Origin of the sequence: Streptomyces sp. NPDC059875, from assembly GCF_042731085.1 — a bacterium.
GTDB lineage: Bacteria > Actinomycetota > Actinomycetes > Streptomycetales > Streptomycetaceae > Streptomyces.
The window spans coordinates 1-24,429 of sequence record NZ_JBHWJZ010000034.1; the positions used below are offsets into that span (position 1 = coordinate 1).

Annotated in this window: 23 protein-coding genes, 1 pseudogene and 1 riboswitch; of the genes and pseudogenes, 16 read left to right on the forward strand and 8 right to left on the reverse strand. The window is 70.2% G+C overall.

The features are described 5' to 3' along the window. Nucleotides 1-108 precede the first annotated feature (108 nt). Both ACFV9D_RS31435 and ACFV9D_RS31440 read right to left on the reverse strand, forming a co-directional pair. On the reverse strand, nt 109-1,530 hold the full coding sequence (locus tag ACFV9D_RS31435; RefSeq protein ID WP_385153731.1) for a hypothetical protein: 1,422 nt from the start codon (nt 1,528-1,530) through the stop codon (nt 109-111). 70 nt (nt 1,531-1,600) lie between these two features. After that, nucleotides 1,601-1,807 carry a hypothetical protein gene (locus ACFV9D_RS31440; RefSeq protein ID WP_385153734.1) on the reverse strand — a complete coding sequence of 69 codons (207 nt, stop codon included), beginning with the start codon at nt 1,805-1,807 and terminating at the stop codon, nt 1,601-1,603. A 132-nt stretch (nt 1,808-1,939) separates the two neighbouring features. Between ACFV9D_RS31440 and ACFV9D_RS31445 the strand changes: the two genes are divergently transcribed. Next, entirely contained in the window at nt 1,940-2,914 is a 975-nt protein-coding gene (locus tag ACFV9D_RS31445) for a carbohydrate kinase family protein (RefSeq protein ID WP_385153737.1), read from the forward strand. Between the two features lie 62 nt (nt 2,915-2,976). Here ACFV9D_RS31445 and ACFV9D_RS31450 read toward each other — a convergent pair whose 3' ends face one another. Then, a complete protein-coding gene (locus ACFV9D_RS31450; RefSeq protein ID WP_385153740.1) occupies nt 2,977-4,359 on the reverse strand; it encodes a cysteine desulfurase/sulfurtransferase TusA family protein in 1,383 nt (460 codons plus the stop codon). A 286-nt stretch (nt 4,360-4,645) separates the two neighbouring features. Between ACFV9D_RS31450 and coxB the strand changes: the two genes are divergently transcribed. The 4 genes from coxB to ACFV9D_RS31470 all read left to right on the forward strand — a co-directional run bounded on the left by coxB (nt 4,646) and on the right by ACFV9D_RS31470 (nt 9,134). Continuing rightward, a complete protein-coding gene (coxB, locus tag ACFV9D_RS31455; RefSeq protein WP_385153743.1) occupies nt 4,646-5,641 on the forward strand; it encodes a cytochrome c oxidase subunit II in 996 nt (331 codons plus the stop codon). Further along, the gene (ctaD, locus tag ACFV9D_RS31460; RefSeq protein WP_385153746.1) at nt 5,638-7,374 is read left to right on the forward strand and encodes a cytochrome c oxidase subunit I; all 1,737 of its coding nucleotides are present in this window, start codon (nt 5,638-5,640) and stop codon (nt 7,372-7,374) included. Before coxB ends, ctaD begins: the two co-directional genes overlap by 4 nt. Then, on the forward strand, nt 7,371-7,769 hold the full coding sequence (locus tag ACFV9D_RS31465; RefSeq protein ID WP_361863658.1) for a cytochrome c oxidase subunit 4: 399 nt from the start codon (nt 7,371-7,373) through the stop codon (nt 7,767-7,769). Before ctaD ends, ACFV9D_RS31465 begins: the two co-directional genes overlap by 4 nt. Nucleotides 7,770-7,880: 111 nt before the next feature. Next, nucleotides 7,881-9,134, forward strand: coding sequence for an Ig-like domain-containing protein (locus tag ACFV9D_RS31470; RefSeq protein WP_385153749.1), 1,254 nt, complete (start codon nt 7,881-7,883; stop codon nt 9,132-9,134). A gap of 24 nt (nt 9,135-9,158) precedes the next feature. Here ACFV9D_RS31470 and ACFV9D_RS31475 read toward each other — a convergent pair whose 3' ends face one another. Beyond that, the gene (locus ACFV9D_RS31475; RefSeq protein ID WP_385153752.1) at nt 9,159-9,560 is read right to left on the reverse strand and encodes a hypothetical protein; all 402 of its coding nucleotides are present in this window, start codon (nt 9,558-9,560) and stop codon (nt 9,159-9,161) included. A 177-nt stretch (nt 9,561-9,737) separates the two neighbouring features. On the opposite strand from ACFV9D_RS31475, the gene ACFV9D_RS31480 reads away from it, so the two are divergent. From ACFV9D_RS31480 to ACFV9D_RS31505, 6 genes are all read left to right on the forward strand, one after another. Beyond that, nucleotides 9,738-10,358 carry a heme-copper oxidase subunit III gene (locus ACFV9D_RS31480; RefSeq protein WP_385153755.1) on the forward strand — a complete coding sequence of 207 codons (621 nt, stop codon included), beginning with the start codon at nt 9,738-9,740 and terminating at the stop codon, nt 10,356-10,358. A gap of 63 nt (nt 10,359-10,421) precedes the next feature. Beyond that, the gene (locus ACFV9D_RS31485) at nt 10,422-11,231 is read left to right on the forward strand and encodes a c-type cytochrome (RefSeq protein WP_385153758.1); all 810 of its coding nucleotides are present in this window, start codon (nt 10,422-10,424) and stop codon (nt 11,229-11,231) included. Next, complete coding sequence (locus ACFV9D_RS31490; RefSeq protein WP_385153761.1) at nt 11,228-12,286, forward strand: Rieske 2Fe-2S domain-containing protein; 1,059 nt, start codon at nt 11,228-11,230, stop codon at nt 12,284-12,286. The genes ACFV9D_RS31485 and ACFV9D_RS31490 overlap by 4 nt, the downstream gene beginning before the upstream one ends. Further along, on the forward strand, nt 12,283-13,908 hold the full coding sequence (locus ACFV9D_RS31495) for a cytochrome bc complex cytochrome b subunit (RefSeq protein WP_385153764.1): 1,626 nt from the start codon (nt 12,283-12,285) through the stop codon (nt 13,906-13,908). The genes ACFV9D_RS31490 and ACFV9D_RS31495 overlap by 4 nt, the downstream gene beginning before the upstream one ends. A gap of 149 nt (nt 13,909-14,057) precedes the next feature. Beyond that, nucleotides 14,058-15,122 (forward strand): anthranilate phosphoribosyltransferase, encoded by a 1,065-nt coding sequence (gene trpD / locus ACFV9D_RS31500; protein WP_385153767.1) that lies wholly within the window; start codon nt 14,058-14,060, stop codon nt 15,120-15,122. Nucleotides 15,123-15,199: 77 nt separating this feature from the next. After that, nucleotides 15,200-15,316: riboswitch (SAM riboswitch) on the forward strand. A gap of 205 nt (nt 15,317-15,521) precedes the next feature. Continuing rightward, the gene (locus tag ACFV9D_RS31505; protein ID WP_385153770.1) at nt 15,522-16,922 is read left to right on the forward strand and encodes an aminotransferase class V-fold PLP-dependent enzyme; all 1,401 of its coding nucleotides are present in this window, start codon (nt 15,522-15,524) and stop codon (nt 16,920-16,922) included. 37 nt (nt 16,923-16,959) lie between these two features. Here the strand turns inward: ACFV9D_RS31505 and ACFV9D_RS31510 are convergent. The 3 genes and pseudogenes from ACFV9D_RS31510 to ACFV9D_RS31520 form a co-directional block, all read right to left on the reverse strand. Continuing rightward, nucleotides 16,960-17,154, reverse strand: a pseudogene (locus ACFV9D_RS31510) (two-component sensor histidine kinase); the annotation flags it as partial. A 79-nt stretch (nt 17,155-17,233) separates the two neighbouring features. Further along, nucleotides 17,234-17,515, reverse strand: coding sequence for an Lrp/AsnC family transcriptional regulator (locus tag ACFV9D_RS31515; protein ID WP_017238849.1), 282 nt, complete (start codon nt 17,513-17,515; stop codon nt 17,234-17,236). Next, nucleotides 17,512-18,261 carry a rhomboid family intramembrane serine protease gene (locus ACFV9D_RS31520; protein WP_385153773.1) on the reverse strand — a complete coding sequence of 250 codons (750 nt, stop codon included), beginning with the start codon at nt 18,259-18,261 and terminating at the stop codon, nt 17,512-17,514. The genes ACFV9D_RS31515 and ACFV9D_RS31520 overlap by 4 nt, the downstream gene beginning before the upstream one ends. Before the next feature lie 156 nt (nt 18,262-18,417). Here ACFV9D_RS31520 and ACFV9D_RS31525 point away from each other — a divergent pair, with 156 nt between their 5' ends. The 5 genes from ACFV9D_RS31525 to ACFV9D_RS31545 all read left to right on the forward strand — a co-directional run bounded on the left by ACFV9D_RS31525 (nt 18,418) and on the right by ACFV9D_RS31545 (nt 23,811). Next, the gene (locus ACFV9D_RS31525) at nt 18,418-18,660 is read left to right on the forward strand and encodes a hypothetical protein (RefSeq protein ID WP_260228851.1); all 243 of its coding nucleotides are present in this window, start codon (nt 18,418-18,420) and stop codon (nt 18,658-18,660) included. A gap of 34 nt (nt 18,661-18,694) precedes the next feature. Further along, nucleotides 18,695-20,059 (forward strand): NYN domain-containing protein, encoded by a 1,365-nt coding sequence (locus tag ACFV9D_RS31530; RefSeq protein ID WP_385153776.1) that lies wholly within the window; start codon nt 18,695-18,697, stop codon nt 20,057-20,059. A gap of 256 nt (nt 20,060-20,315) precedes the next feature. Continuing rightward, entirely contained in the window at nt 20,316-21,344 is a 1,029-nt protein-coding gene (locus ACFV9D_RS31535) for an NlpC/P60 family protein (RefSeq protein ID WP_385153779.1), read from the forward strand. Between the two features lie 186 nt (nt 21,345-21,530). Then, nucleotides 21,531-22,556 carry an NlpC/P60 family protein gene (locus ACFV9D_RS31540; RefSeq protein WP_385153782.1) on the forward strand — a complete coding sequence of 342 codons (1,026 nt, stop codon included), beginning with the start codon at nt 21,531-21,533 and terminating at the stop codon, nt 22,554-22,556. A 40-nt stretch (nt 22,557-22,596) separates the two neighbouring features. After that, nucleotides 22,597-23,811 (forward strand): hypothetical protein, encoded by a 1,215-nt coding sequence (locus ACFV9D_RS31545; protein WP_385153785.1) that lies wholly within the window; start codon nt 22,597-22,599, stop codon nt 23,809-23,811. A gap of 33 nt (nt 23,812-23,844) precedes the next feature. On the opposite strand, the gene ACFV9D_RS31550 is transcribed toward ACFV9D_RS31545, so the two are convergent. Continuing rightward, nucleotides 23,845-24,375 (reverse strand): PadR family transcriptional regulator, encoded by a 531-nt coding sequence (locus ACFV9D_RS31550; RefSeq protein ID WP_385153788.1) that lies wholly within the window; start codon nt 24,373-24,375, stop codon nt 23,845-23,847. Nucleotides 24,376-24,429 lie beyond the last annotated feature (54 nt).

Below are 24,429 nucleotides of genomic sequence, written 5' to 3' on the forward strand. Positions count from 1 at the left end.
TGATTCGGCGTCCACCGTGTTCTAAACCCCTTTGGTGGTCGTCTGCGTCATTTGTGTATTAGAGTCAGGGATTCCGGGGCGGCCGCCTTCGTACGTCGTACCCGTCGCTCACTTCCTCGGCACGGGCTGCCCGCTCGCCGCGTCCACGACCACCCGGCCGCCCAGCGGCTGCTCCAGCGTCACCGTCCGGGTCACCTCCACCGCGATGGCGATGCACGCCCTGCCCGGGTCCATCGGCTTCTCCGTCACCCGCACGGTGACCTTGTCGGCGCTCTCCGCGGCCGTCGCGGTGTACTCGCTGCACACCCCGCCCCAGAAGGTCACCGACAGCTTCGTGCCGGCACCGTCGACCTTGTACGAGTCGATCTGCCGCACGGGCGCCGTGCCCTCGCCCGGATCCGGTGTCGGGGTGGGGCTGGGCTTCGCCGGGGGCGCCAGATGCTCCGGAGCCACCGCTGTCCGCACGACCGTGTACGGCTTGGCGCCCGCCTCCGCCTCCACCCGGAACAGCCACGACGGGACGAGCGCCCGCTCGCCGTCCACGAACTGCGCCGCGAGACCGAGGACCGCGCCCGTGACCGCCAGCTTCTTCGGCTTGGCGTCCGGCTCGCACGTCACGTTCGGCGCGTCCCCGGCCGGCGGGTCCGTCGCGCAGCCGCCGATACCGATCGAGCCCGGACCCGCGGACGCCTTGTTCAGCTCCTCGAGTGCCTTCTCGGCGCCGATCACCGGATAGCTGTGGCCCTGCACCGGCTCCTTCAACTGCCCGCTGCCCGCGACCAGTTCACCGCCGGGACCGACATGGATCCCGGTCGACCAGCCGTATGTCGGCAGCCCGCCCACGACCGGATCGGCGTTGACCACCCGTACCGCGCCCATCAGCTGGCTCGCGTCGAGCTTCGCGTCCTCCTGGCCGATCGCCTTCAGTACGGGAGTGGCCGCCGCCCTCGCCGCCGCCTCGCTCACCGGCCCACCGCTCGGGGGCTTCACCTCGCCCGGGGGTGGACACGCCTTGCCCTTGAGACAGGTATCGCCGGACGGGCCGCCGTCGTACCGGGAGAACGTCCAGCTGCCCGGGGCCTCGGCGGCCACGTCGAGCCGCAGCCCCTGCCCGTCCTTCTCCGGCGCGATCTTCCAGACCTCGCCCTCCAGTCTCGGCGCGCCCGTGATGCCCAGGGCCTTCGCCAGCCGGGTCACCTCCGCCGCGGTGACCCGGCCCTCGGGCCGGTGGACCGCGGCCGAGGAGGGCCCGTCGGGGAGGGGGCCCTTGGCCTCGTAGACGACGCCGCTGCCGCCGGGGTCGGGCTCACCCGGCGCGATGCCGGGCCCGCCGGGCCCGCCGTCCGCGGCGCTCTTGTCGTCGAGCCTCAGCGGCGGGGGAGCGCCCGCCGCGGCAGGCCGGGTGGCGTCGCCGTCGGACGCCGTGGTGGCGAGATACACCCCGCCGCCCCCGGCGAGCAGGACGCTCGCCGCCACCGAGGCGACGAGCAGCGGCCGGTGCCGCATCCGCCGGTTCTCCGTACCGCTCACCGCATCGCTCCTTCACTCCTGTCCATGAGACATCGGTGGGACGGAACGGGCGAGCGGGTGGTTCCGTGTCTCAGGCGCCGTATTCCGAGGTGGCCTCGATCAGCCGCGCCGAGGCGGGCGGGACGACGACCCCGTGGATGCGTGTCGGAGAGACCGGTGCGGGGGCGGCGACCGCGGGCACCACCCAGTGCGGGGCCATCCGCGCGCTGTCGCCGCGCAGCTGGGCCAGGCTGAACTCGGACTCCTGATGCTCACGAGGAGCGGGGTACGTGGACATAGGCGCACCGTACGCACGCCACGGCTCCGGGGAAAAGACCTACTCTGGGGTAGTTTCCACTGTTCGGCAGGGCGCTCCCCACCCGGTAGCGTGAACTGTCAACCCCTTTCCGTCCCGCAGGAGCGCCCAGCCGTGCGTATCGCAGTCACCGGCTCCATCGCCACCGACCACCTCATGACCTTCCCCGGCCGGTTCGCAGACCAGCTCGTAGCGGACCAGCTGCACACGGTCTCTCTCTCCTTCCTCGTCGACAACCTCGACATCAGAAGGGGAGGCGTCGGCCCGAACATCTGCTTCGGCATGGGCCAGCTCGGCGGCAACCCCATCCTGGTGGGAGCGGCCGGCTACGACTTCGACGAGTACCGCGCCTGGCTCGACCGCCACGGCGTCGACACCGGCTCCGTGCGGATCTCCGAGGTCCTGCACACCGCCCGCTTCGTCTGCACCACGGACAAGGACCACAACCAGATCGGCTCCTTCTACACCGGCGCGATGAGCGAGGCCCGGCAGATCGAGCTGAAGGCCGTCGCCGACCGCGTGGGCGGTCTCGACCTCGTCCTGATCGGCGCCGACGACCCCGAGGCGATGCTGCGCCACACGGAGGAGTGCAAGACGCGCGGGATCGCCTTCGCCGCCGACTTCTCGCAGCAGATCGCGCGGATGGACGGCCAGGAGATCCGCACCCTGCTCGAGGGCGCCACCTACCTCTTCTCCAACGAGTACGAGAAGGGCCTCATCGAGTCCAAGACGGGCTGGAGCGACGCGGAGATCCTGGACCGGGTCGGCCACCGGGTCACCACGCTCGGCTCGCGCGGTGTGCGCATCGAGCGCGTGGGCGAGCCGTCCATCGAGGTCGGCTGCCCGGAGGAGGACGCCAAGGTCGACCCGACGGGCGTCGGCGACGCGTTCCGCGCGGGCTTCCTGACCGGTCTGTCCTGGGGCGTCAGCCTGGAGCGCGCGGCCCAGGTCGGCTGCATGCTCGCGACCCTCGTGATCGAGACCCTGGGCACCCAGGAGTACACGCTGCGCCGCGCGAACTTCATGGAGCGCTTCACCAAGGCGTACGGCGACGAGGCCGCCGCCGAGGTCCAGACGCACCTGAGCTGAGGCAGCGGGAGAGGGGCCCCGCCTCGCGCGGGGCCTCTACGCGCCCCGCCTCGCGCGGGGCCCTACGCCAGCCGCCGCACCAGGTACGCCGTGCCGCCCTTCGGGGACGGCTCCTCGCCCACGTACTCCTGGCCGCGCATCTCGCACCAGGCGGGGATGTCCAGGCGGGCGGCCTCGTCGTCGGAGAGGACCGTGACCGTGCCGCCGACGGGGACGTCGGCGATCACCTTCGCCAGCTCGATGACCGGGATCGGGCAGCGCTTGCCCAGCGCGTCCACCACGAGGGAGCCCGAGGCGCCCGCCCGGGTCACCGCCTCCGGGGCCCCCAGCCGCTCCCGTACCTCCGCGACCACCCCCGGCAGCACCTCCAGGAAGCGGTCCACGTCCGCCTCCGGCGTGCCGGCCGGCAGCGACACCCGGACGTTGCCCTCGCTCAGCACCCCCATCGCGCGCAGCACATGGCTGGGCGTCAGCGTCGAGCTGGTGCATGACGAACCGGACGAAACGGAGAAACCCTCCCGGTCCAGCTCGTGCAGCAGTGTCTCCCCGTCGACATAGAGACAGGAGAAGGTGACGAGATGGGGGAGCCGGCGCACCGGATCGCCCACCACCTCCACATCAGGCACCAGCTCCGGCACGCGCGCGCGGATCCGGTCGACAAGACCACGCAGCCGAGCCCCCTCGGCCTCCGCCTCCGCCCGAACCGCCCGCAGCGACGCCGCCGCGGCCACGATCGCCGGCAGGTTCTCGAAACCGGCCGCCCGCCCCGACTCCCGTTCGTCCGCCGGGCCTTGGGGCGCGAACCGCACCCCCTTCCGTACGGCGAGCAGCCCCACCCCCGCCGGGCCGCCCCATTTGTGCGCACTCGCCGCGAGCAGCGACCAGCCGCCCTCCACCGGCCCCCACCCCAGCGACTGCGCCGCGTCCACGAGCAGCGGCACCCCCGCCTCCCGGCACGCCTCCGCGACCTCGGCCACCGGCTGGACCGTCCCCACCTCGTGGTTGGCGGACTGCAGACACGCCAGGGCCGTCCCCTCCACAAGGGCCGCCGCGAAGGCCGAGGGGACCACCGCGCCGGACCGGCCCACCGGCACCTCCGTCAGCGATCCGCCCGCCGCCACGTGCGTCTCGCCGGCGTGCAGGACGGAGGAGTGCTCGACCGCCGAGGCCACGAGCCGCGTTCCGACACGCCGACGGCCCGCGAGCGCACCGGAAATTCCGGAGTGAACGGCGCGCGTCCCCGAAGGAGTGAACACCAGCTCGTCGGGGCGGCAGCCGACAGCCTCCGCCGCGGCCTCCCGCGCCGCGTCCAGGAGGCGTCGCGCCCGCCGGCCCTCCCGGTAGAGCCGGGCCGGGTCGGCCCAGCCCTCGTCGAGGGAGGCAAGCAGCGCCTGGCGGGCGACGGGGTGGAGCGGGGCGGAGGAGGCGGCATCGAAGTAGGGCACGGGACAACGGTAGAGCTCCCGCACTTAAGACCCCGTCAGATACCCGGCCCGCACCGCCGATCGCACCCCCGCGACCACCTGGGAGACCCTCCGCGGAATGATCCCGTCCATCCCTTCGGGGAGTCGGACGGCGCGTTGGGCACCCTCCCCGCGCGACCCCAAATAGCGTCCAGTAGGGTTTGGTCCGCATAAACATCCAAACCCCTGCCCGCGGCCGGGGCGGCGACCGACCAGCGAGGCGGCCGTAGCCGACCAGCGCGGGCCGAGACTCTCGGGAAGGCGCTACGTGAGTCCCAACGGCTCCGACCTCCCCCGCAGCCAAGGCGCGGGTGGTACCCCCACGTCTCGGCGCCCGATGCGGCGGAAGCTGCCGCAGGTGCTGACTGCGGGCCTGATCCTGGCGACAGCCACTGGCTGCTCGTACAACTGGGAAGACTTCCCCCGCCTTGGTATGCCCACTCCGGTCACGGAAGAGGCACCTACGATCCTCTCCCTCTGGCAGGGCTCGTGGGCGGCCGCGCTCGTCACGGGCGTCCTGGTCTGGGGGCTGATCCTGTGGTCCGTCATCTTCCACCGGCGCAGCCGCACCAAGGTCGAGGTACCTCCGCAGACGCGGTACAACATGCCCATCGAGGCGCTGTACACGGTCACCCCGCTCATCATCGTTTCGGTGCTCTTCTACTTCACCGCGCGCGATGAGTCGAAGCTCCTGTCGCTCGCCGACAAGCCGGCCCACACCATCAACGTGGTCGGCTACCAGTGGAGCTGGGGCTTCAACTACATCGAGAACGTGCCCGGAGTGGAGGGTGACGCGAAGACGGCCCCGAACCTCCAGGCCATTCCGGACAAGTACCTCGACGACTTCCCGGCCAACGCCGGCGGTGTCTACGAGGCCGGTATCCCCGGCGACCGGAACCCGCAGACCGGCAACCCGGGTCCGACCCTGGTGCTGCCCAAGGGTGAGAAGGTCCGGTTCGTCCTGACCTCCCGTGACGTCATCCACTCCTTCTGGGTGGTCCCCTTCCTGATGAAGCAGGACGTCATCCCCGGTCACACCAACGCCTTCGAGGTGACTCCGACGCAGGAGGGCACCTTCATGGGCAAGTGCGCCGAGCTGTGCGGTGTCGACCACTCCCGGATGCTCTTCAACGTCAAGGTGGTCTCCCCCGAGCGCTACCAGGAGTACCTGAAGGAGCTGGCGGAGAAGGGGCAGACCGGCTACATCCCGTCGGGCATCGAGCAGACGGACCCGGCCAGGAATGCGGAGAAGAACCAACTGTGAGCATCCTCAACGAACCCCAGGGTGCGGCCGCGGCTGAGGACTCGTACGAGAACGAGCTCCCGGTACGCCGCAAGCAGCCCGGCAATGTCGTCGTGAAGTGGCTGACCACCACCGACCACAAGACGATCGGCACGCTCTACCTGGTCACGTCGTTCGTCTTCTTCTGCATCGGCGGTCTCATGGCGCTCTTCATGCGCGCCGAGCTGGCCCGTCCGGGTACGCAGATCATGTCGAACGAGCAGTTCAACCAGGCGTTCACGATGCACGGCACGATCATGCTGCTGATGTTCGCGACGCCGCTGTTCGCCGGATTCGCGAACTGGATCATGCCGCTGCAGATCGGCGCGCCCGACGTGGCGTTCCCGCGGCTGAACATGTTCGCGTACTGGCTGTACCTCTTCGGCTCGATCATCGCCGTGGCCGGCTTCCTCACCCCGCAGGGTGCGGCCGACTTCGGCTGGTTCGCCTACTCCCCGCTCTCGGACGCCGTCCGCTCGCCGGGTGTCGGCGCCGACATGTGGATCATGGGTCTGGCCTTCTCCGGCTTCGGCACGATCCTCGGCTCGGTCAACTTCATCACCACGATCATCTGCATGCGCGCTCCGGGCATGACGATGTTCCGCATGCCGATCTTCACCTGGAACGTGCTGCTGACCGGTGTCCTGGTCCTGCTCGCCTTCCCGGTGCTCGCCGCCGCGCTCTTCGCGCTGGAGTCCGACCGCAAGTTCGGCTCGCACATCTTCGACGCGTCCAACGGTGGCGCGCTGCTGTGGCAGCACCTCTTCTGGTTCTTCGGCCACCCCGAGGTGTACATCATCGCGCTGCCGTTCTTCGGCATCGTCTCCGAGGTCATCCCGGTCTTCAGCCGCAAGCCGATGTTCGGCTACATCGGTCTGATCGCCGCGACGATCGCGATCGCCGGTCTCTCCGTGACCGTGTGGGCCCACCACATGTACGTCACTGGTGGCGTGCTCCTCCCGTTCTTCTCCTTCATGACGTTCCTCATCGCCGTACCGACGGGCGTGAAGTTCTTCAATTGGATCGGAACGATGTGGAAGGGCTCGTTGTCCTTCGAGACACCGATGCTCTGGACGATCGGCTTCCTGGTCACCTTCACCTTCGGTGGTCTGACCGGCGTCATCCTGGCCTCGCCGCCGATGGACTTCCACGTCTCCGACTCGTACTTCGTCGTCGCGCACTTCCACTACGTCGTCTTCGGCACCGTGGTCTTCGCGATGTTCGCCGGCTTCCACTTCTGGTGGCCGAAGTTCACGGGCAAGATGCTGGACGAGCGGCTCGGCAAGATCACGTTCTGGACGCTGTTCATCGGCTTCCACGGCACGTTCCTGGTGCAGCACTGGCTGGGTGCCGAGGGCATGCCGCGTCGTTACGCGGACTACCTCGAGGCCGACGGCTTCACCGCGCTCAACACGATCTCGACGATCTCCTCGTTCCTGCTCGGTCTGTCGATCCTGCCGTTCCTCTACAACGTGTGGAAGACCGCCAAGTACGGCAAGAAGATCGAGGTCGACGACCCGTGGGGCTACGGCCGCTCGCTCGAGTGGGCGACCTCCTGCCCGCCGCCGCGGCACAACTTCCTCACCCTGCCGCGGATCCGTTCCGAATCCCCGGCGTTCGACCTGCACCACCCTGAGATCGCGGCGGTCGACCAGCTGGAGAACAAGCCGCACGAGGCCCCGGCCCTCACCGGCAGCAAGGAGGCCGGCAAGTGAAGATCCAGGGCAAGATGTTCATCTGGCTGAGCGTCTTCATCCTCGCCATGGCGATCCTCTATGGCGTGTGGTCGAAGGAGCCGGTCGGCACCACGGCGCTCTTCCTGGCCTTCGGCCTGGCCATCATGGTCGGCTACTACCTGGCCTTCACGGCCCGGCGGGTCGACGCGATGGCGCAGGACGACAAGGAGGCCGACGTCGCGGACGAGGCCGGCGAGGTGGGCTTCTTCGCCCCCCACAGCTGGCAGCCGCTCTCGCTGGCCATCGGTGGTGCCCTCGCCTTCCTGTCGATCGCGATCGGATGGTGGCTGCTGTACTTCTCGGCTCCGCTGATCCTGGTCGGCCTGTTCGGCTGGGTGTTCGAGTTCTACCGCGGTGAGAACCAGAACCAGTAGCAGTACCCCGCAACACCCCGAGGGGCCCGGACACTTCGTCACGAAGCGTCCGGGCCCCTCGTTTGCAGCACTCGACGCGCTGGGTGCGAAGAATGTTCTTACGGTGATGTCATGAACGACACGCCGCGCATTCGGACTGTTTTGAGCTGCACTCTTCTGGCTCTCCTCGTCTCCGCGGGCGCCGTGGCCTGCGCCGGCTCCGATGGCCATCCGCTGTCGGCGAAGCCGTACGACGCGGCGCAGCAGGTCTCCTTCAACGCCCCGGCCGACGGCAGGAAGGCCGACCCGGACAAGGCGCTGGAGATCACGGCCAAGGGCTCCGACGGCCGTATCACCGACGTGACGGCCACCGACGAGACCGGGCACCACCTGGCGGGCGAACTCACCGCGGACGGGCAGCTCTGGCGCTCCACGGGCGCGCTGACGGCCGGCGGCCGCTACACCGTCAGGGTCTCCACGGAGGACGAGGACGGCGCCCCCGGCGCCCGTACGTTCACCTTCGAGACCGCCCCGGCCAAGCGGGGCCTGACGGTGGCGTTCGGCCCGGAGGCGGGCACGTACGGCGTCGGACAGCCCATCACCGCCGACCTCAGCCTCCCGGTCAAGGACCGGACGGCCAGGGCGGTCGTCGAACGGGCCCTCAAGGTCCGCTCCACGCCGTCGGTCGAGGGCTCGTGGCACTGGGTGAACGACAAGAAGCTGCACTTCCGTCCGAAGGAGTACTGGCCCGCGGGCGCGACCGTCTCGGTCACCGGCAACCTCGCCGGCGTCAAGGTCGGCGACAAGGTGTACGGCGGGGAGTCGAAGCCGCTGCAGCTGAAGATCGGCGACCGGATCGAGGCCGTCGCGGACGCGGGCTCGTACTCCATGACCGTGCGGCGCAACGGAGAAGTGATCAAGACCATGCCGGTGACCACCGGCAAACCGGGCTTCTCCACGCGCAACGGCATCAAGGTGGTGCTCGGCAAGGAGTACTTCGTACGGATGCGCGGTACCAGCGTCGGCATCGCGGAGGGCAGCTCGGAGTCGTACGACCTGCCCGTCTACTACGCGACACGGGTGACCTGGAGTGGTGAGTACGTCCACGCCGCGCCCTGGTCCGTGGGCTCACAGGGATTCGCCAACGTCAGCCACGGTTGTGTCGGCATGTCGACGGGCAACGCGGCCTGGTTCTTCGAGACCGTCCGCCCGGGCGACATCGTGCAGACCGTCAACAGCATCGGCGACACGATGGACCCGTTCGGGAACGGCTTCGGCGACTGGAACCTGGCCTGGGACAAGTGGCGTCAGGGCAGCGCCCTGGTGGCCGACACCAAGAGCGCCGCCCACCAGCCGGACCCGACCCGTCTGCGGCCCCTTGTCTAGAGGCTCGGTTCGCCTCGGGTCCTGTCAGGCGTCGATGGACAGCCGGGAACGCAGCAGGGCGGCCAGGGACGCCGCGAACTCGACCGGTTCCACCGGAAGGGTGACGGCGGCGTCCGCGCGGCTCCAGGTGGCCAGCCAGGCGTCCTGCGGGCGGCCGATCAGGAGCAGCACCGGCGGGCAGTGGAAGACCTCGTCCTTGATCTGCCGGCACACGCCCATCCCGCCCGCCGGTACGGCCTCGCCGTCCAGGACGCAGACGTCGATGCCGCCCTCCTCCAGGCGCTTCAACACGGCCGGGAGTGTCGCGCACTCGATGAACTCGACCGGCGGAACGTCGGCCGCGGGCCTGCGCCCCGCGGCGAGGCGCACCTGCTCCCGCGTGTTCGCGTCGTCGCTGTAGACCAGGACCGTGGCGCTCGACTGCATCGTTCCTCCGTGAAGGTCATCAACCGATGCGCGGGATGCTACTCCGTCCCACACCCCGTCAACACCGGTTCGACACGGCCAGGGAGGCCGCTTCGATGGGCCGTTCGGGCTGGACACACGCCCCTGACACTCCGAACGGCACCCCCCGGAGTGAGGGCGGGATAAGCGACCGACATAATGTCGGTCGTGGCGACAGTAACGACAGTAGAAACCGGGCACGCGCACCCGTCGGTCAATCGACCGAACCTCACCAGCGTCGGAACCATCATCTGGCTGAGTTCCGAGCTGATGTTCTTCGCGGCCCTCTTCGCGATGTACTTCACCCTGCGATCGGTGATGGGTGCCGAATTCTGGGAGGAACAGGCCTCTGCCCTGAACTTCCCGTTCTCGGCGACCAACACCACGATCCTGGTGCTCTCCTCCCTCACCTGCCAGCTCGGCGTCTTCGCCGCGGAGCGGGGCGATGTGAAGAAGCTCCGGACGTGGTTCATCATCACGTTCGTGATGGGTGCGATCTTCATCGGCGGCCAGGTCTTCGAGTACACCGAGCTGGTCAAGCACGAGGGGCTCTCGCTCTCGTCGAACCCGTACGGCTCGGTGTTCTACCTGACGACCGGCTTCCACGGCCTGCACGTGACGGGCGGTCTCATCGCCTTCCTGCTGGTCCTGGGCCGGACGTACGCCGCCAAGAGGTTCACTCACGAGCAGGCAACCGCCGCCATCGTCGTGTCCTACTACTGGCACTTCGTCGATGTCGTCTGGATCGGCCTCTTCGCCACGATCTACATGATCAAGTAATCGGGCTCCGCCCGAGACATCCAGCAAGCATCGACGCAGAAGATCCTGACACCGGGGTAATCCGTGAAAAAGCTCTCCGCACGACGACGCCATCCGCTGGCGGCGGTCGTCGTCCTCCTTCTCGCGCTGGCGGCCACTGGGGGGCTGTACGCCGCGTTCGCGCCTGCGGGCACGGCGAAGGCCGATGAAACCGCCCAGTCCCTCGCCATCGAGGAGGGCCAGAAGCTCTACGCCGTCGGCTGCGCCAGCTGCCACGGAACCGGCGGTCAGGGCACCACTGACGGCCCCTCCCTGGTCGGCGTCGGCTCGGCCTCCGTGGACTTCCAGGTCGGCACGGGCCGCATGCCGGCCCAGCAGCCGGGCGCCCAGGTGCCGAAGAAGAAGGTCATCTACACGCAGGCTGAGATCGATCAGCTCGCGGCGTACATCGCCTCCCTCGGTGCCGGCCCGATCACGCCGAAGGAGGGCCAGTACAGCCCCGACGGCGCCGACATCGCCCGTGGTGGCGACCTGTTCCGCTCCAACTGCGCCCAGTGCCACAACTTCACCGGTGAGGGCGGCGCGCTGACGAACGGCAAGTACGCCCCGAACCTCGAAGGCGTGAGCCCGAAGCACCTGTACGAGGCCATGCAGACCGGCCCGCAGAACATGCCTTCCTTCCCGGACACGACGATGCCGGAGAAGGAGAAGAAGGACATCATCGCGTACGTCCAGGCTGTCAACAGCGACAAGTCCGACAGCCCCGGCGGCCTCAAGCTCGGTGGCCTCGGCCCCGTCAGCGAGGGTCTGTTCGGATGGATCTTCGGTCTGGGTGCGCTGATCGCAGTTGCCGTCTGGGTCGCGGCCCACACCGCTAAGGCCAAGAAGTCATGAGTAGCCAAGAGATTCCAGAAGAGAACCTGCCCGCTGAGCAGGACACCGCGCACGGCGCGGTGAAGGTCGCGGTCGCGGACGACCCGTTCGCCGACCCGGGCCTGCCGCCCCACAAGCCGCGCATCCAGGACATCGACGAGCGGGCCGCCCGGCGGTCCGAGCGTGCGGTCGCCTTCATGTTCACGCTGTCGATGCTGGCCACCGTCGCCTTCATCGCCTCGTACGTGATCTTCCCGGTGGACAAGATCGTGTACATCTGGCCGTTCGGCCGGGTGTCCGCGCTCAACTTCTCCCTGGGTCTGACCCTCGGTGCGGCGCTGTTCTTCATCGGCGCGGGCGCGGTCCACTGGGCCCGCACCCTGATGTCCGACGTGGAGATCGCCGACGAGCGTCACCCGATCCAGGCCTCCCCGGAGACCAAGGCGAAGGTCATGGCGGACTTCGCGGCCGGTGCCGCCGAGTCCGGCATGGGTCGGCGCAAGCTGATCCGCAACACGATGTTCGGCGCGCTGTCGCTCGTACCGCTCTCCGGCATCGTGCTGCTGCGTGACATGGGCCCGCTGCCCGAGAAGAAGCTCCGGTCCACCCTGTGGGCCCAGGGCAAGCAGCTCATCAACATGAACACGCACGAGCCGCTGCGTCCCGAGGACGTCGCGGTCGGTTCGCTGACCTTCGCGATGCCCGAGGGCCTGTCGGAGCACGACCACGACTTCCAGGTCCAGATCGCCAAGGCCGCCCTGATGATCGTCCGCATTCAGCCGGAGGACATCAAGGACAAGCAGGAGCTGGAGTGGGGTCACGAGGGCATCGTCGCCTTCTCTAAGATCTGCACCCACGTCGGCTGCCCGATCTCCCTGTACGAGCAGCAGACGCACCACGTGCTCTGCCCGTGCCACCAGTCCACCTTCGACCTCTCCGACGGCGCCCGCGTCATCTTCGGCCCGGCCGGTCACGCCCTCCCGCAGCTGCGGATCGGCGTGAACGACAAGGGCTTCCTCGAGGCGCTCGGCGACTTCGACGAGCCCGTCGGCCCGTCCTTCTGGGAGCGCGGATGAGCACTGTGACCGACACCAAGAAGAAGGCGCCCGCCGGTGAGCGGGTCGCCGACTGGGCCGACGGCCGCCTGGGGATCTACTCCCTGGCCAAGGCCAACATGCGGAAGATCTTCCCGGACCACTGGTCCTTCATGCTCGGTGAGATCTGCCTCTACAGCTTCATCATCATCATCCTCACGGGCGTCTACCTGACGATGTTCTTCCACCCGTCGATGAACGAGGTGGAGTACCACGGCAGCTACGTCCCGCTGCAGGGACAGCTGATGTCCGAGGCGTTCAACTCGACCATGCACATCTCCTTCGATGTGCGCGGTGGCCTGCTCATCCGGCAGATCCACCACTGGGCGGCGCTGATCTTCCTCGCCGGCATGTTCGTGCACATGATGCGCGTGTTCTTCACGGGCGCGTTCCGCAAGCCGCGTGAGATCAACTGGCTGTTCGGCTTCCTGCTGTTCTTCCTGGGCATGTTCACCGGCTTCACCGGTTACTCGCTCCCGGACGACCTGCTCTCCGGCACCGGTGTCCGCTTCATGCAGGGCGCGATCCTGTCCGTGCCGATCATCGGCACGTACCTGTCGATGTTCCTGTTCGGCGGGGAGTTCCCCGGCGGCGACTTCGTGGCCCGGTTCTACTCGGCGCACGTCCTGCTGCTGCCCGGCATCATGCTCGGTCTGGTGGTCGCCCACCTGATCCTGGTCTTCTACCACAAGCACACGCAGTTCGAGGGCCCCGGCCGTACGAACAAGAACGTCGTGGGCATGCCGCTGCTGCCGGTCTACATGGCCAAGGCCGGAGGCTTCTTCTTCCTGGTCTTCGGTGTCATCGCGGTCATCGCGGCGATCGCCTCGATCAACCCGATCTGGGCACTCGGTCCGTACCGTCCGGACCAGGTCTCCACCGGCGCCCAGCCCGACTGGTACATGGGCTTCGCCGAGGGTCTGATCCGTGTCATGCCGGGCTGGGAGATCAACCTCTGGGGCCACACGCTCGTCCTGGGCGTGATGATCCCGCTGGCGATCTTCCCGCTGGTCCTCGCGGCGATCGCGGTCTACCCGTTCATCGAGTCGTGGATCACCGGCGACAAGCGCGAGCACCACATCGCGCAGCGCCCGCGCAACGCTCCGACGCGCACCGGCTTCGGTGTCGCCTGGATCACGGCGTACATGATCATGCTCGTCGGTGGTGGAAACGACCTCTGGGCCACCCACTTCCACCTGTCGCTGAACTCGATCACCTGGTTCGTCCGGATCTCCTTCTTCGTCGGACCGGTCATCGCGTTCATCGTCACCAAGCGGATCTGCCTCGGCCTCCAGCGCCGGGACAAGGACAAGGTGCTGCACGGTCGCGAGTCCGGCATCATCAAGCGCCTGCCGCACGGTGAGTTCGTCGAGGTGCACCAGCCGCTCAGCCAGGGCGAGCTCTACAAGCTCACGGCGCACGAGCAGAACAAGCCGGCCGAGCTCGGCCCGCTCGTCGACGAGAACGGCGTGGAGCGCAAGATCGGCCGCATGGAGAAGCTCCGGGTCAAGCTCAGCAAGGGCTACTACGGCGAGGACAACCAGATCGCCAAGCCGACCGCCGAGGAGTACAAGGAGATCACCAGCGGCCACGGCCACCACTGATCACCTTCCCCCCAGGGCTTCGCCCTGAGGGGGGACCCCTGAAGGTCGCCACAGCGGGAGCCCCGTCCATTCGATGGACGGGGCTCTTTGCCGTCCCCGCGGATCGATAGGGTGGTGTCCTATCCGTTACGCACTGACCAGGAGCTGCCATGAGCGCTGCGACCCCCGCTGGAGGACCGACGTCGGCGGACCGCTCCTGGCCCGGCGTCCTGAACACCCTGCTCGGCGGCGACGACCTCGGCAGCGAGGCGGCGGCCTGGGCCATGGACCGCATCATGAGCGGAGAGGCCACCGACGCCCAGATCGCCGGATTCGCGGTGGCCCTGCGCGCCAAGGGCGAGTCGGTCCAGGAGCTCACCGGCCTCGTCGAGGCGATGTACGCGCACGCCAACCTGATCGACGTGCCGGGACCGAGCGTGGACATCGTCGGCACGGGCGGCGACGGCGCCAAGACCGTCAACATCTCCACCATGTCGGCGATCGTGGTGGCCGGCACCGGCGCGAAGGTCGTCAAGCACGGCAACCGGGCCGCGTCCAGCGCGAGCGGCGCCTCCGACGTCCTGGAGAAGCTCGGTGTCAATCTGCAGCTGACCCCGCAGCGGGTCGTCGAGGTCGCGGAGGAGGCCGGGATCACCTTCTGCTTCGCGGTGAAGTTCCACCCGGCGCTGCGCCATGTGGCCGCGGCCCGCGGCCAGCTCGGCGTACGGACCGTCTTCAACTTCCTCGGTCCGCTCACCAACCCGGCCCGGGTCAAGGCCCAGGCGACCGGTGTGGCCGACGCCCGGATGGCCCCGATCATGGCCGGCGTGCTCGCGGAGCGCGGCTCCTCGGCGCTGGTCTTCCGCGGCGACGACGGCCTGGACGAGCTGACGACCACGGCCACCTCCCGGGTGTGGGTGGTACGGAACGGTGCGGTGCGCGAGGAGGCCTTCGACCCGCGGGACGTCGGCATCGAACTCGTACCGGTGGAGGCGCTGCGCGGCGCCGACGCCTCGTTCAACGCCGATGTGGCCCGTCGGCTGCTCGCCGGCGAGACCGGTCCGGTACGGGACGCGGTGCTGCTGAACTCGGCGGCGGCGCTGACGGCCCTGGAGCCGGGGGAGGGCACCCTGGTGGAGCAGTTGCGCGAGGGGATCGCGAAGGCGGCGGAGTCGATCGACTCGGGCGCTGCGAGGCAGGCGCTGGAGCGCTGGGTCGCGGCCAGCAACAGGTAGGCGCACGGCGCGGACCCCGTTCCGGAATCCGGAACGGGGTTGCGCGGCGGCGATCACGTGGCATACGTTCTGTGCCAGGTCATGAGTGACAGCCATTAAGCCCCGGCTGGCTGTCCGGCAACCCTCCGTCCGTGGCGGGGTGCCCCGGGTGAAGACCAGGCCGTAGGCAGCAAGGTCTACGGCAAGCGCGGACCCCTGCACGCGTTGAATGTGTGCGGCCCTGGGGTCCTGGTCCTCAAGGGAGCAGTCTCGTGAGCAAGCGAATGCGTTAGGGCCTTCGGCCCCGTTTCCCCACCCTCCGCACGAACACCGTGTGTCGAGGCAACACCCGTACGAGGCACCCCACTTCGCGCTGCCCTGCGGGCCTTTCGCTGCCCAGTCCTGCCAGGAGATACCGCCATGTCCGCGTACCCGAACGCCGCCGCCACCACTGCCACCGCCACCGACTCCGAGGCCGGCGACCCCTGCTGCGCCGCCCCGCTTCCGGTCCTCGGCCGGGACGTCACCGTCCCGCTCGTGACCGGGGGCGAGGTCACCTACGCCGCGCTCGACTACGCCGCCAGCGCGCCGGCCCTGCAGCGGGTGTGGGACGACGTCGCCGCCTACGCCCCGTACTACGGCAGCGTCCACCGCGGAGCCGGGTACCTCTCGCAGCTCTCCACCGACCTCTTCGAGAACAGCCGCGCCACGGTCGCCGAGTTCCTCGACTGCCGCCCCGGCGACCAGGTCGTCTTCACCCGCTCCACCACCGACTCGCTCAACCTGCTCGCCGCCACGCTCCCCGCCGGTTGCGAGGTCTTCGTCTTCGAGACCGAGCACCACGCCTCGCTGCTGCCGTGGAAGGACGCCCGGGTGACGTACCTGAACGCGCCCCGCACCCCGGCCCAGGCGGTCGAGACCCTGGAGCGCGCCCTCGCCGACCGTGACCCCTACGGGCCCGCCCTCGTCTGCGTGACCGGCGCGTCCAACGTCACCGGGGAGCTGTGGCCGGTGAAGGAGCTGGCCGCCGCCGCCCACGCGCACGGCGCCCGGATCGTCCTCGACGCCGCCCAGCTCGCGCCCCACCACCCCGTCTCCGTACAGGAGCTGGACGTGGACTGGGTCGCCTTCTCCGGGCACAAGCTGTACGCCCCGTTCGGCTCCGGCGTCCTCGCCGGCCGCGCCGACTGGCTGCAGGACGCCGAGCCGTACCTCGCCGGCGGCGGCGCGTCCAAGAAGGTCGCCCGCCGCACGGACGGCGGAGTGGACGTCGAGTGGCACACCACCGCCGCCCGCCACGAGGCCGGTTCGCCGAACGTCATCGGCGTCTACTCCATCGCCTCCGCCTGCAAGGCGCTCACCGAGGCCGGGTTCGACGCGCTCGTCGCCCGCGAGCAGCACCTGATCACCACCGTCCGGGAGGGCCTGGCCGAGGTGCCCGAGGTGAAGGTGCTCTCGCTCTTCGGCGACGAGGCGCCCCGCGTCGGCGTCATCTCCTTCGTGGTGGAGGGCTGGAACAGCTCCCACTTCGCCGCCGCGCTCTCCGCCGAGTACGGCATCGGCGTCCGCGACGGTCTCTTCTGCGCCCACCCGCTGGTCCGCACCCTGCTCGGCAGCGACCCGCAGACCCAGGGCGAGTGCGGGGCCCCCGAGGCGGCGCCCGGCGAGAAGTCGCTCAACGCCATCCGGGTCAGCTTCGGCGCCGGTACGCCGGACGAGCACGTGGAGCGCTTCGTCCAGGCGGTGAAGGAGCTCGTCCGCAACGGTGCGCAGTGGAACTACCGCACCGAGGGCGGCCGTTGCGTCCCGGACCGCGGCTGATCCGTCCCCCTCACGTCGCCGGCCGGGTCCCCGGCGTGGCGCTGTCGTCCCGGCCCCGGACGGGGATCCGCCGGGTCGGATCGCGCTCGGTCAGCTCGGCGGCCGTCGCGCGCACCACTCTTACGGGTGCAAGGATGCGGCCCGCGACGGCCCAGCCGATCCCGGTCGTCATCGGCAGCGCCACGCCCGATATGGCAAGCAGAGCGCGGAATGCCTCGTCGACGACCGCCCGGCCGGCGCGCGCGAGCGGCCGCCGGGATGAGGCCCCGATGAGGATTCCTTCATCCTCACCGTGGACATCGGCGCCGTAGTCAGGACTCCAGACCGATGGCGAAGGCCGCTTCCAGGTCGTGCTGGGAGTACGTACGGAAGGCCACGTGCGTGTCCGTCGCCTCGACGCCGGGGATCTTGCTGATCCGGCCGGGGATGACGTCCGCCAGGTCGTCGTGCCGGGGCACCCGGACCATGGCGATCAGGTCGTACGTGCCGGTCACCGAGAAGACCTCGCTGACGCTGTCGAGCGCGGCGATCGACTCCGCGATCTCGGGGATGCGGTCCACACTGGTCTTGATGAGCACGATCGCGGTGATCACGGCTGGCTTTCTCCCTCGGTCGCCGCGGCTGGGGACCTCACTGTATCCCCACCTCGGTAGCGCCCCCAGGCATAGAGGAAGCCGACGGCGAAGCCCACCACATGGGCCAGGTACGCGACTCCGGGCCCGGACCCGGCCGTCCGCGCCGCGAGCCACTGCAGCACGAACCAGAAGACCAGCACGATCCAGGCCGGGAACCGCAACGGCAGGAAGAAGAGGAACGGGAACAGGCTGGTCACCCGGGAGCGCGGGAAGAGATACAGGAACCCCCCGAGAACCCCCGAGATCGCGCCCGACGCCCCCACCAGCGTCTGCTCGCTGCTCGCGTGGGCCGCCGCGTAGCCCAGCAGCGCCAGATAGCCGCAGCCGAGGTAGAAGAGGAGGAAGGGGACGGCCCTCATCCGTTCCTCGGCCATCGCGCCGAAGACGTACAGGAACAGCATGTTCCCCAGCAGATGGAGCCAGCTGCCGTGGACGAAGAGGGCGGTGAGCGGGGTGAGCAGGGCGCGCGGCTCGCTGCTCATCAGCTCCGCCGGTACGACCCCCCAGCGGTGGAAGTACGCGCTTTGCGCCGCCAGGGCCGCGTCCCCGGTCCCGTACGCCGGATTGAGGCCGGACACCGGGCTGATCAGGAACGTGAAGCAGCAGACGGCGATCAGGCCGTACGTCACCGCGGGGCCGGTCCGGGCGCCCCGCCACGCACCCCGGGCCGCCTCCGGCCAGTCGAACCGCCGCCAGTCGATCATGGACAGATCATGGCGTAACGGGGCCCAACTGGACAGAGTGCCTCGCCGCGACACGGGGTACCTGCGAGGCCGTAGGGTTACGGGCAGTACCTCCGCAGTTCAACGGCGCACCGCGGCACCCGCACCCGCATCACGCACATGAAAGAGGACGGCACGATGACGACGGTTCCCCTGCCGACCGCCGAGACCCGCTGGCGCTGCACGCTCTGCGGCAATCTGACCCGGTTCGACGTGACCCGCTCTTCCAAGGTCGTCGAGTACGTCCATCTGGACCTCGCTGGCGAACCGAAGGTCGAGGAGCGCGAGGTGGTCAGTGAGACCATCGAGTCGGTCCGGTGCCGCTGGTGCAACGCGGTGGACCAGATCGAACTGGTGGACAGGCCCGGCACCGCCTCCTGACGGAGCGGAGCCCATGACGATGGGGTGACGGATCGTGGAGCAGCCCGCGCACGGTGGTGAACCGGCCGGCGCGGCAGGTGACGCTGCCGAGACGCTCGACCGCCCGCTGCCGGACGGCGTGCGGCGGAGGGTCGTCGCGCTGGTCTCGGACGCCTTCGGCGGGCTGACCGTCGCGGAGCTTCCGGCACCCCTGCGGCAGTACGCGCGGTTCACCGCGAGCCGGCGCGCCAAGTTCGCGGGCAACGCCATGGCCACCGCCCTGGAGAGCGACCCGCTCTTCCGGCAGCGGATCGGCGAGCGGTTCAAGGAGGCCCAGCCCGAGCTGGCGGGGGCCGTCGAGTCCGGCGCCCCGCCCGCCGCGGCCGACCCCGTCGACGTCGCCGCGGCCGCCTACGTCCTGCGCCCCACCGGCTGGGTCAAGCTGGTCGCCGCCGCCGGTGAGGAGGCCCAGCGCGCGGACGCCGAGCGGGCCGACGAGGCCGGCCGGCGCGAGCTGGAGCGGCTGCGGGAGGAGGTCGCCACCGCCAAGGAGCGCGGCCGCGCGGAGACCGAGCAGCTGCGCACCGATCTGGAGGCGGCCCGCAAGGAAGCCGAATCGCTTCACCGCAAGCTGCGCAGCGCCCAGAGCGATGTGAAGCGCGGTGAAGCCGCGCTGCGTCGCGTCCAGACCGAGATCGACACCTTCCGGGCGGAGGCGGCCGCGCAGGTCTCCGCCGCCGAGAGCGAGACCCGGCGGCTCAAGGCCCGGCTCGGCGAGGTCGAGGCGGCCCTGGAGGCCAGCCGGCGCGCCGCCCGTGAGGGGCGTTCCGTGGAGGACATGCGGCTGCGCCTGCTGCTCGACACGGTGCTCGACGCCGCCCAGGGGCTGCGCCGCGAACTGGCCCTGCCGCCCGTTTCCGTCCACCCCGCCGACACCGTCGACGCGGTGGAGCCGGGCCGGATGTCCCCGAAGGACATCGCGGCCCGCGCGCTCTCCGAGACCGATCCCGCGCTCCTGGACCAGCTGCTCGCCCTGCCGCAGGCCCATCTGGTCGTGGACGGCTACAACGTCACCAAGACCGGCTATCCGACGATGCCGTTGGAGAAGCAGCGGCTGCGGCTGCTCGGCGGGCTCTCCGCGCTCGCGGCCCGCTCGGGCGCCGAGATCACCTGTGTCTTCGACGGCGCGGAGCTCGCGGCCCCGGTCCTGCTCGCCCCGCCGCGCGGGGTGCGGGTGCTGTTCTCCAAGCCGGGTGTCACCGCCGACGAGTTGATCCGTCAGCTGGTGCGCGCCGAGCCGCCGGGCCGTCCGGTCGTCGTGGTCTCCACCGACCGCGAGGTCGCCGACGGTGTGGCGAAGGCCGGTGCGCGCCCGGTCACGTCCGCCTTGTTGCTGAAGCGGCTTTCGCGCACCTCGTGATGTCTCGTAACTCCTGGGCTTAATGCCCGAATTCTGGAGGGCGTACGGTCAAGTGGCCGCTACTGCCCGTGTGGTGTGTGTAAATAAAGTGCTGCGTGAGCGAGATTTTGCTCATGAGGATTTGAACTGATCACAACTTGGTCACTAGGGTCAGGCCTCGAACCTTCGCACGGTTGATCGTCCATCCGGGATGACAGCGGAGGAACCGCCTGCCGCAGCCTGGTTGGGCGGCTCGAGGAAGAAGGAGCTCGCCTTCGTGGCGTCCCACCGTCGTCCCAAGCAGCCGAGCCGCACCCGTGTGACCGTGCTCACCGCGACCGCCGCAGCCGCTGTCGCGCTCTCCGCCCAGACCGGTGCCCAGGCGGCTCCGAAGCCGAAGATCGACGACGTGAAGTCGAAGGTCGACAAGCTGCACCACGAGGCCGAGGAGGCCACGGAGCAGTACAACCTGGCCGAGGAGCGTCGGGGCAAGCTGCAGAAGGAGATCGGGGCCCTCCAGGACAAGGTGGCCCGCGGTCAGCAGGAGCTCAACTCCCTGCGGGACAACATCGGTTCGGTCGCCAGCGCGCAGTACCGCTCCGGTGGCATCGACCCGGCCATCCAGCTCTTCCTCTCCGCCGACCCGGACACCTACCTCGACAAGGCGTCCGCGATCGACCAGCTCGGTGCCAAGCAGGCCGACGTGCTCCAGTCGATCCAGGCCAAGCAGCGCACCCTCGCCCAGCAGCGCGCCGAGGCGACGACGAAGCTCGCCGACCTCGAGGACGTCCGCAAGACCCTCGGCGAGAAGAAGAAGACCTTCCAGGGCAAGCTCGCCGACGCGCAGAAGCTGCTCAACACCCTGACCGCCGCCGAGCGCGCCAAGATCCAGGACGAGGAGCAGCGCGCCAGCCGCGCCGCGGGCGACCGCGTCGACCTCGGCAACGAGGTGCCGGCCTCGGCGCGTGGCCAGGCCGCGCTCAGCGCCGCCGCCACCCAGATCGGCAAGCCGTACGTCTCCGGTGCCGAGGGCCCCAACTCGTACGACTGCTCCGGGCTGACGCAGTGGGCCTACCGCCAGGCCGGCGTCTCGCTCACCCGCACCACCTACACCCAGCAGAACGACGGTGTGAAGATCGGCCGCAGCCAGCTCAAGCCGGGCGACCTGGTCTTCTTCAACAGCCTGTCCCACGTGGGCCTGTACGCCGGCAACGGCACGATCCTGCACGCCCCCAAGCCGGGCGCCTCGGTCCGCTACGAGTCGATGAGCTACATGGGCACCTTCCAGTTCGGCGTGCGCATCTGACGCATCCCGACATGACGCCCAATCGGGTGGTTCGTCGCATCCTCGACTGACGTGACGCCCCGCCGGTGACCTGTGGTCTCCGGCGGGGCGTCACTTTGTGTGCCCGGCGCCTTCGTTGGACGGGGGGTGATCACCGGCTACTGTCTGCCGCGCCAGTCTGGGTACCAGTCGATCGGAGCGCGCTACGTGGCGTCCCACCGCCGACCCGCGAGGGTCACCGTCCTGACCGCCGCCGCGGCCACCGCGGCCACGGCCTTCGGTGCCGTCCCCGCGAACGCCGACCCGAGCGGCACCACGGAGGCCACCAAGGCCACGGTCGACCGGCTCTTCGAAGAGGCCGAGCGGGCCACCGAGGGCTACAACAAGGCCGACGAGCGGGCGGATGCGCTGCGTACGTCGGTCTCCCAGGCCCGGGACGGCCTGGCCCGCGGCCAGGAGCGGATCAACCGCATGCGGGGCGCGCTCGGCTCGGTCGCCGGCGCCCAGTACCGCTCCGGCGGCATCGACCCCGCCCTCGCGCTGCTGCTCTCCGCCGACCCCGACTCGTACCTCGACCGGGCCTCCGTGCTCGACCGGGTGGCCGCCCGACAGGGCGCGGCGCTCGGCCAGCTCCAGGCCGAGCAGCGGCGGTTGAACCAGAAGCGGACCGAGGCCGGCCGCCTCCTCGCCGAACTGGAGCGCAGCCGGACACAGGTCGCCCGGCACAAGCGCACCGTCGAGCGGAAGCTCGCCGAGGCGCGCCGGGTCCTGGAGTCCCTGAGCGCCCAGGACCGCGCGGAGTTCGACCGGGACGCCCGGGCCTCCCGCTCGGGCCGCGACGGCATCGACGAGGAGCTGCCGCCGCTCGCCGACCTCGGTCCGGCCTCCTCCCGCGCCGCCGCCGCGGTGATCGCGGCGCGCAGCGCCATCGGCAAGCCCTATGTGTGGGGCGCGACCGGCCCGCGCGCCTTCGACTGCTCCGGCCTGATGGTGTGGTCGTACCGGCAGGCCGGGATCAGCCTGCCGCGGACGTCCTCCGCGCAGCGGTACGCGGGACGGCAGGTGCCGCTCTCGCAGGCGCAGCCCGGCGACCTCGTGACGTACCGCAGCGACGCCAGCCATGTCGGGATCTACGCGGGAAACGGGCAGGTGATCCACGCCCCGTACCCCGGGGCGCGGGTGCGCTACGACCCGGTCGGGATGATGTCCCACGCGACGGTGACCCGGGTCTGACCGTACGACCGCCCGCTCGCCTGCCCGTACGATCGGGAGCGTGGCAGGTCAGGGGAGTGGAGCGGCGCGCAGGGCCGCGGTCTGTCTGCTGACCGTCCTGCTGGCCCTCGCCGGGTGCGCGGCCCCCGAGCCGCCCGACCCCGCGCCGGGGCAGATCCGGACGCTCCTCGACCGGCACGCGCGGGCGGTGCTCGCCCGGGACGAGGCGGCCTACGCACTCGCGCTCGACCCCTCGCTCGCGCCCGCCGCGCTGAAGGAGTTCGATCACCTCGCCGAGGTGCCGCTGGCCTCGTGGGACTACCGGCTCAAGGACGTCGACCGGGCGGGCGGGGACCGGGCGACCGTCCGCGCCGACCTCACGTACCGGATCAAGGGCTACGACTCCGGGCCCGTCACCGCCGAACGCGTCCTGGACCTGATCGAGCGGGACGGCCGCTGGTACGTGACCGCCGACCGGGCCGGCGAAGGCGCCGCCCAGCAGCTGTGGCAGCAGGGCGAGGTGGAGGCGGTACGGGGCGGGCGCAGCCTCGTCCTCGGCGTCGGGCAGTCGGAGCAGCGCCTGAAGGCGATCGCGGCGGCGGCCGACCGGGCGGTGCCCGCGGTCTCGGCGGCCTGGTCCTCGCCCTGGGCGGGCCGGGTCGTGGTGCTCGTCCCCGCCTCGCTGGACGCCATGGGCGGGCTGCTCGGGGCGCCGGCGGCCTCGTACCGGGGGATCGCGGCCGTCACGACCGGCGAGGTCGGCGGCGGCCCGGACGCCCCGGCGGACCGGGTGATCGTGAACCCCGAGGCGTACGGGGTCCTCGGCGACTTCGGTCAGCAGGTCGTCCTCACGCACGAGACGACGCACGTGGCCACCCGCACCGCGACCTCGGCGGCCACGCCCGTGTGGCTGTCGGAGGGCTTCGCCGACTGGGTCGCGTACCGGGGCACGGGCCGCACGGCCGTTCAGGCGGCGCCGGAACTGCGCCGCGCGGTCCGCGCGGGCGACCTCCCGGCGGCCCTGCCGGACGACAAGGCCTTCGCCTTCGGCGGCGACGCGGACGCCCTGGCGCGCGCGTACGAGAGCGGATGGCTGGCCTGCACCCTCATCGCGGAACGCTGGGGCGAGGCGAAGCTGACCGACTTCTACCGCGCGGTCGGCGCCCACCCGGGCCGCGAGGGCTCGGTGGAGAAGGCGATGTCCGACGTACTCGGCACGACCCCGGAGGCGTTCACCGCGGACTGGCGGACGTTCCTGCGGGAGCGGCTGGGCTAGGTCCTGTCCGGCGGATCATGGCCCAGCCGGCCGTCAGGCCTCGGACTCCAGTTCTGCCAGGGCCTCCGTCAGCCACTGTTTCTCCGCCGTGCCCGTCGCGCGGGCGATCCGCAGCATGCCCTGGCGGAACAGGTCCGGTTCCTCCTCGGCGCGCACCGGGGCGCCGTCCTTGTAGAAGAAGCTGGCCGGGGTGTTCAGGAAGGCCTGGCGGCGGCGGAGGACGGCGGCCTGGGCCGCGCGGTCCGGGAGGAGGCCCAGGAAGGACAGCAGCGTGAAGAAGCGCTGGCCGTCGGTGATCTCGGCGTCCTTCGGGTCGCGGAGGCGTGCGAACAGCTCCGCGCGGCCGTCGGCGGTCAGCGACAGCATCCGCCGCGGCGCCGCGCTCGTGCCCGGTTCCGTACGGCGCTCGATGAGCCCCGCCTTCACCATCCGGGTGATCGCCGGGTAGAGCGCCCCGTCGCTGACCGGGCGCACATGGCCGCTCAGCCCCTGGATGCGGTCCTTCAACTCGTACCCGTGCAGCGGCTTCTCGTACAGAAAGCCGAGGATCGTCAGCTCCAGCACCCCGCTCCTCCTTCGCGCTTGTCCCGGACCCGCGCGTCATGCTACCTCTAATCG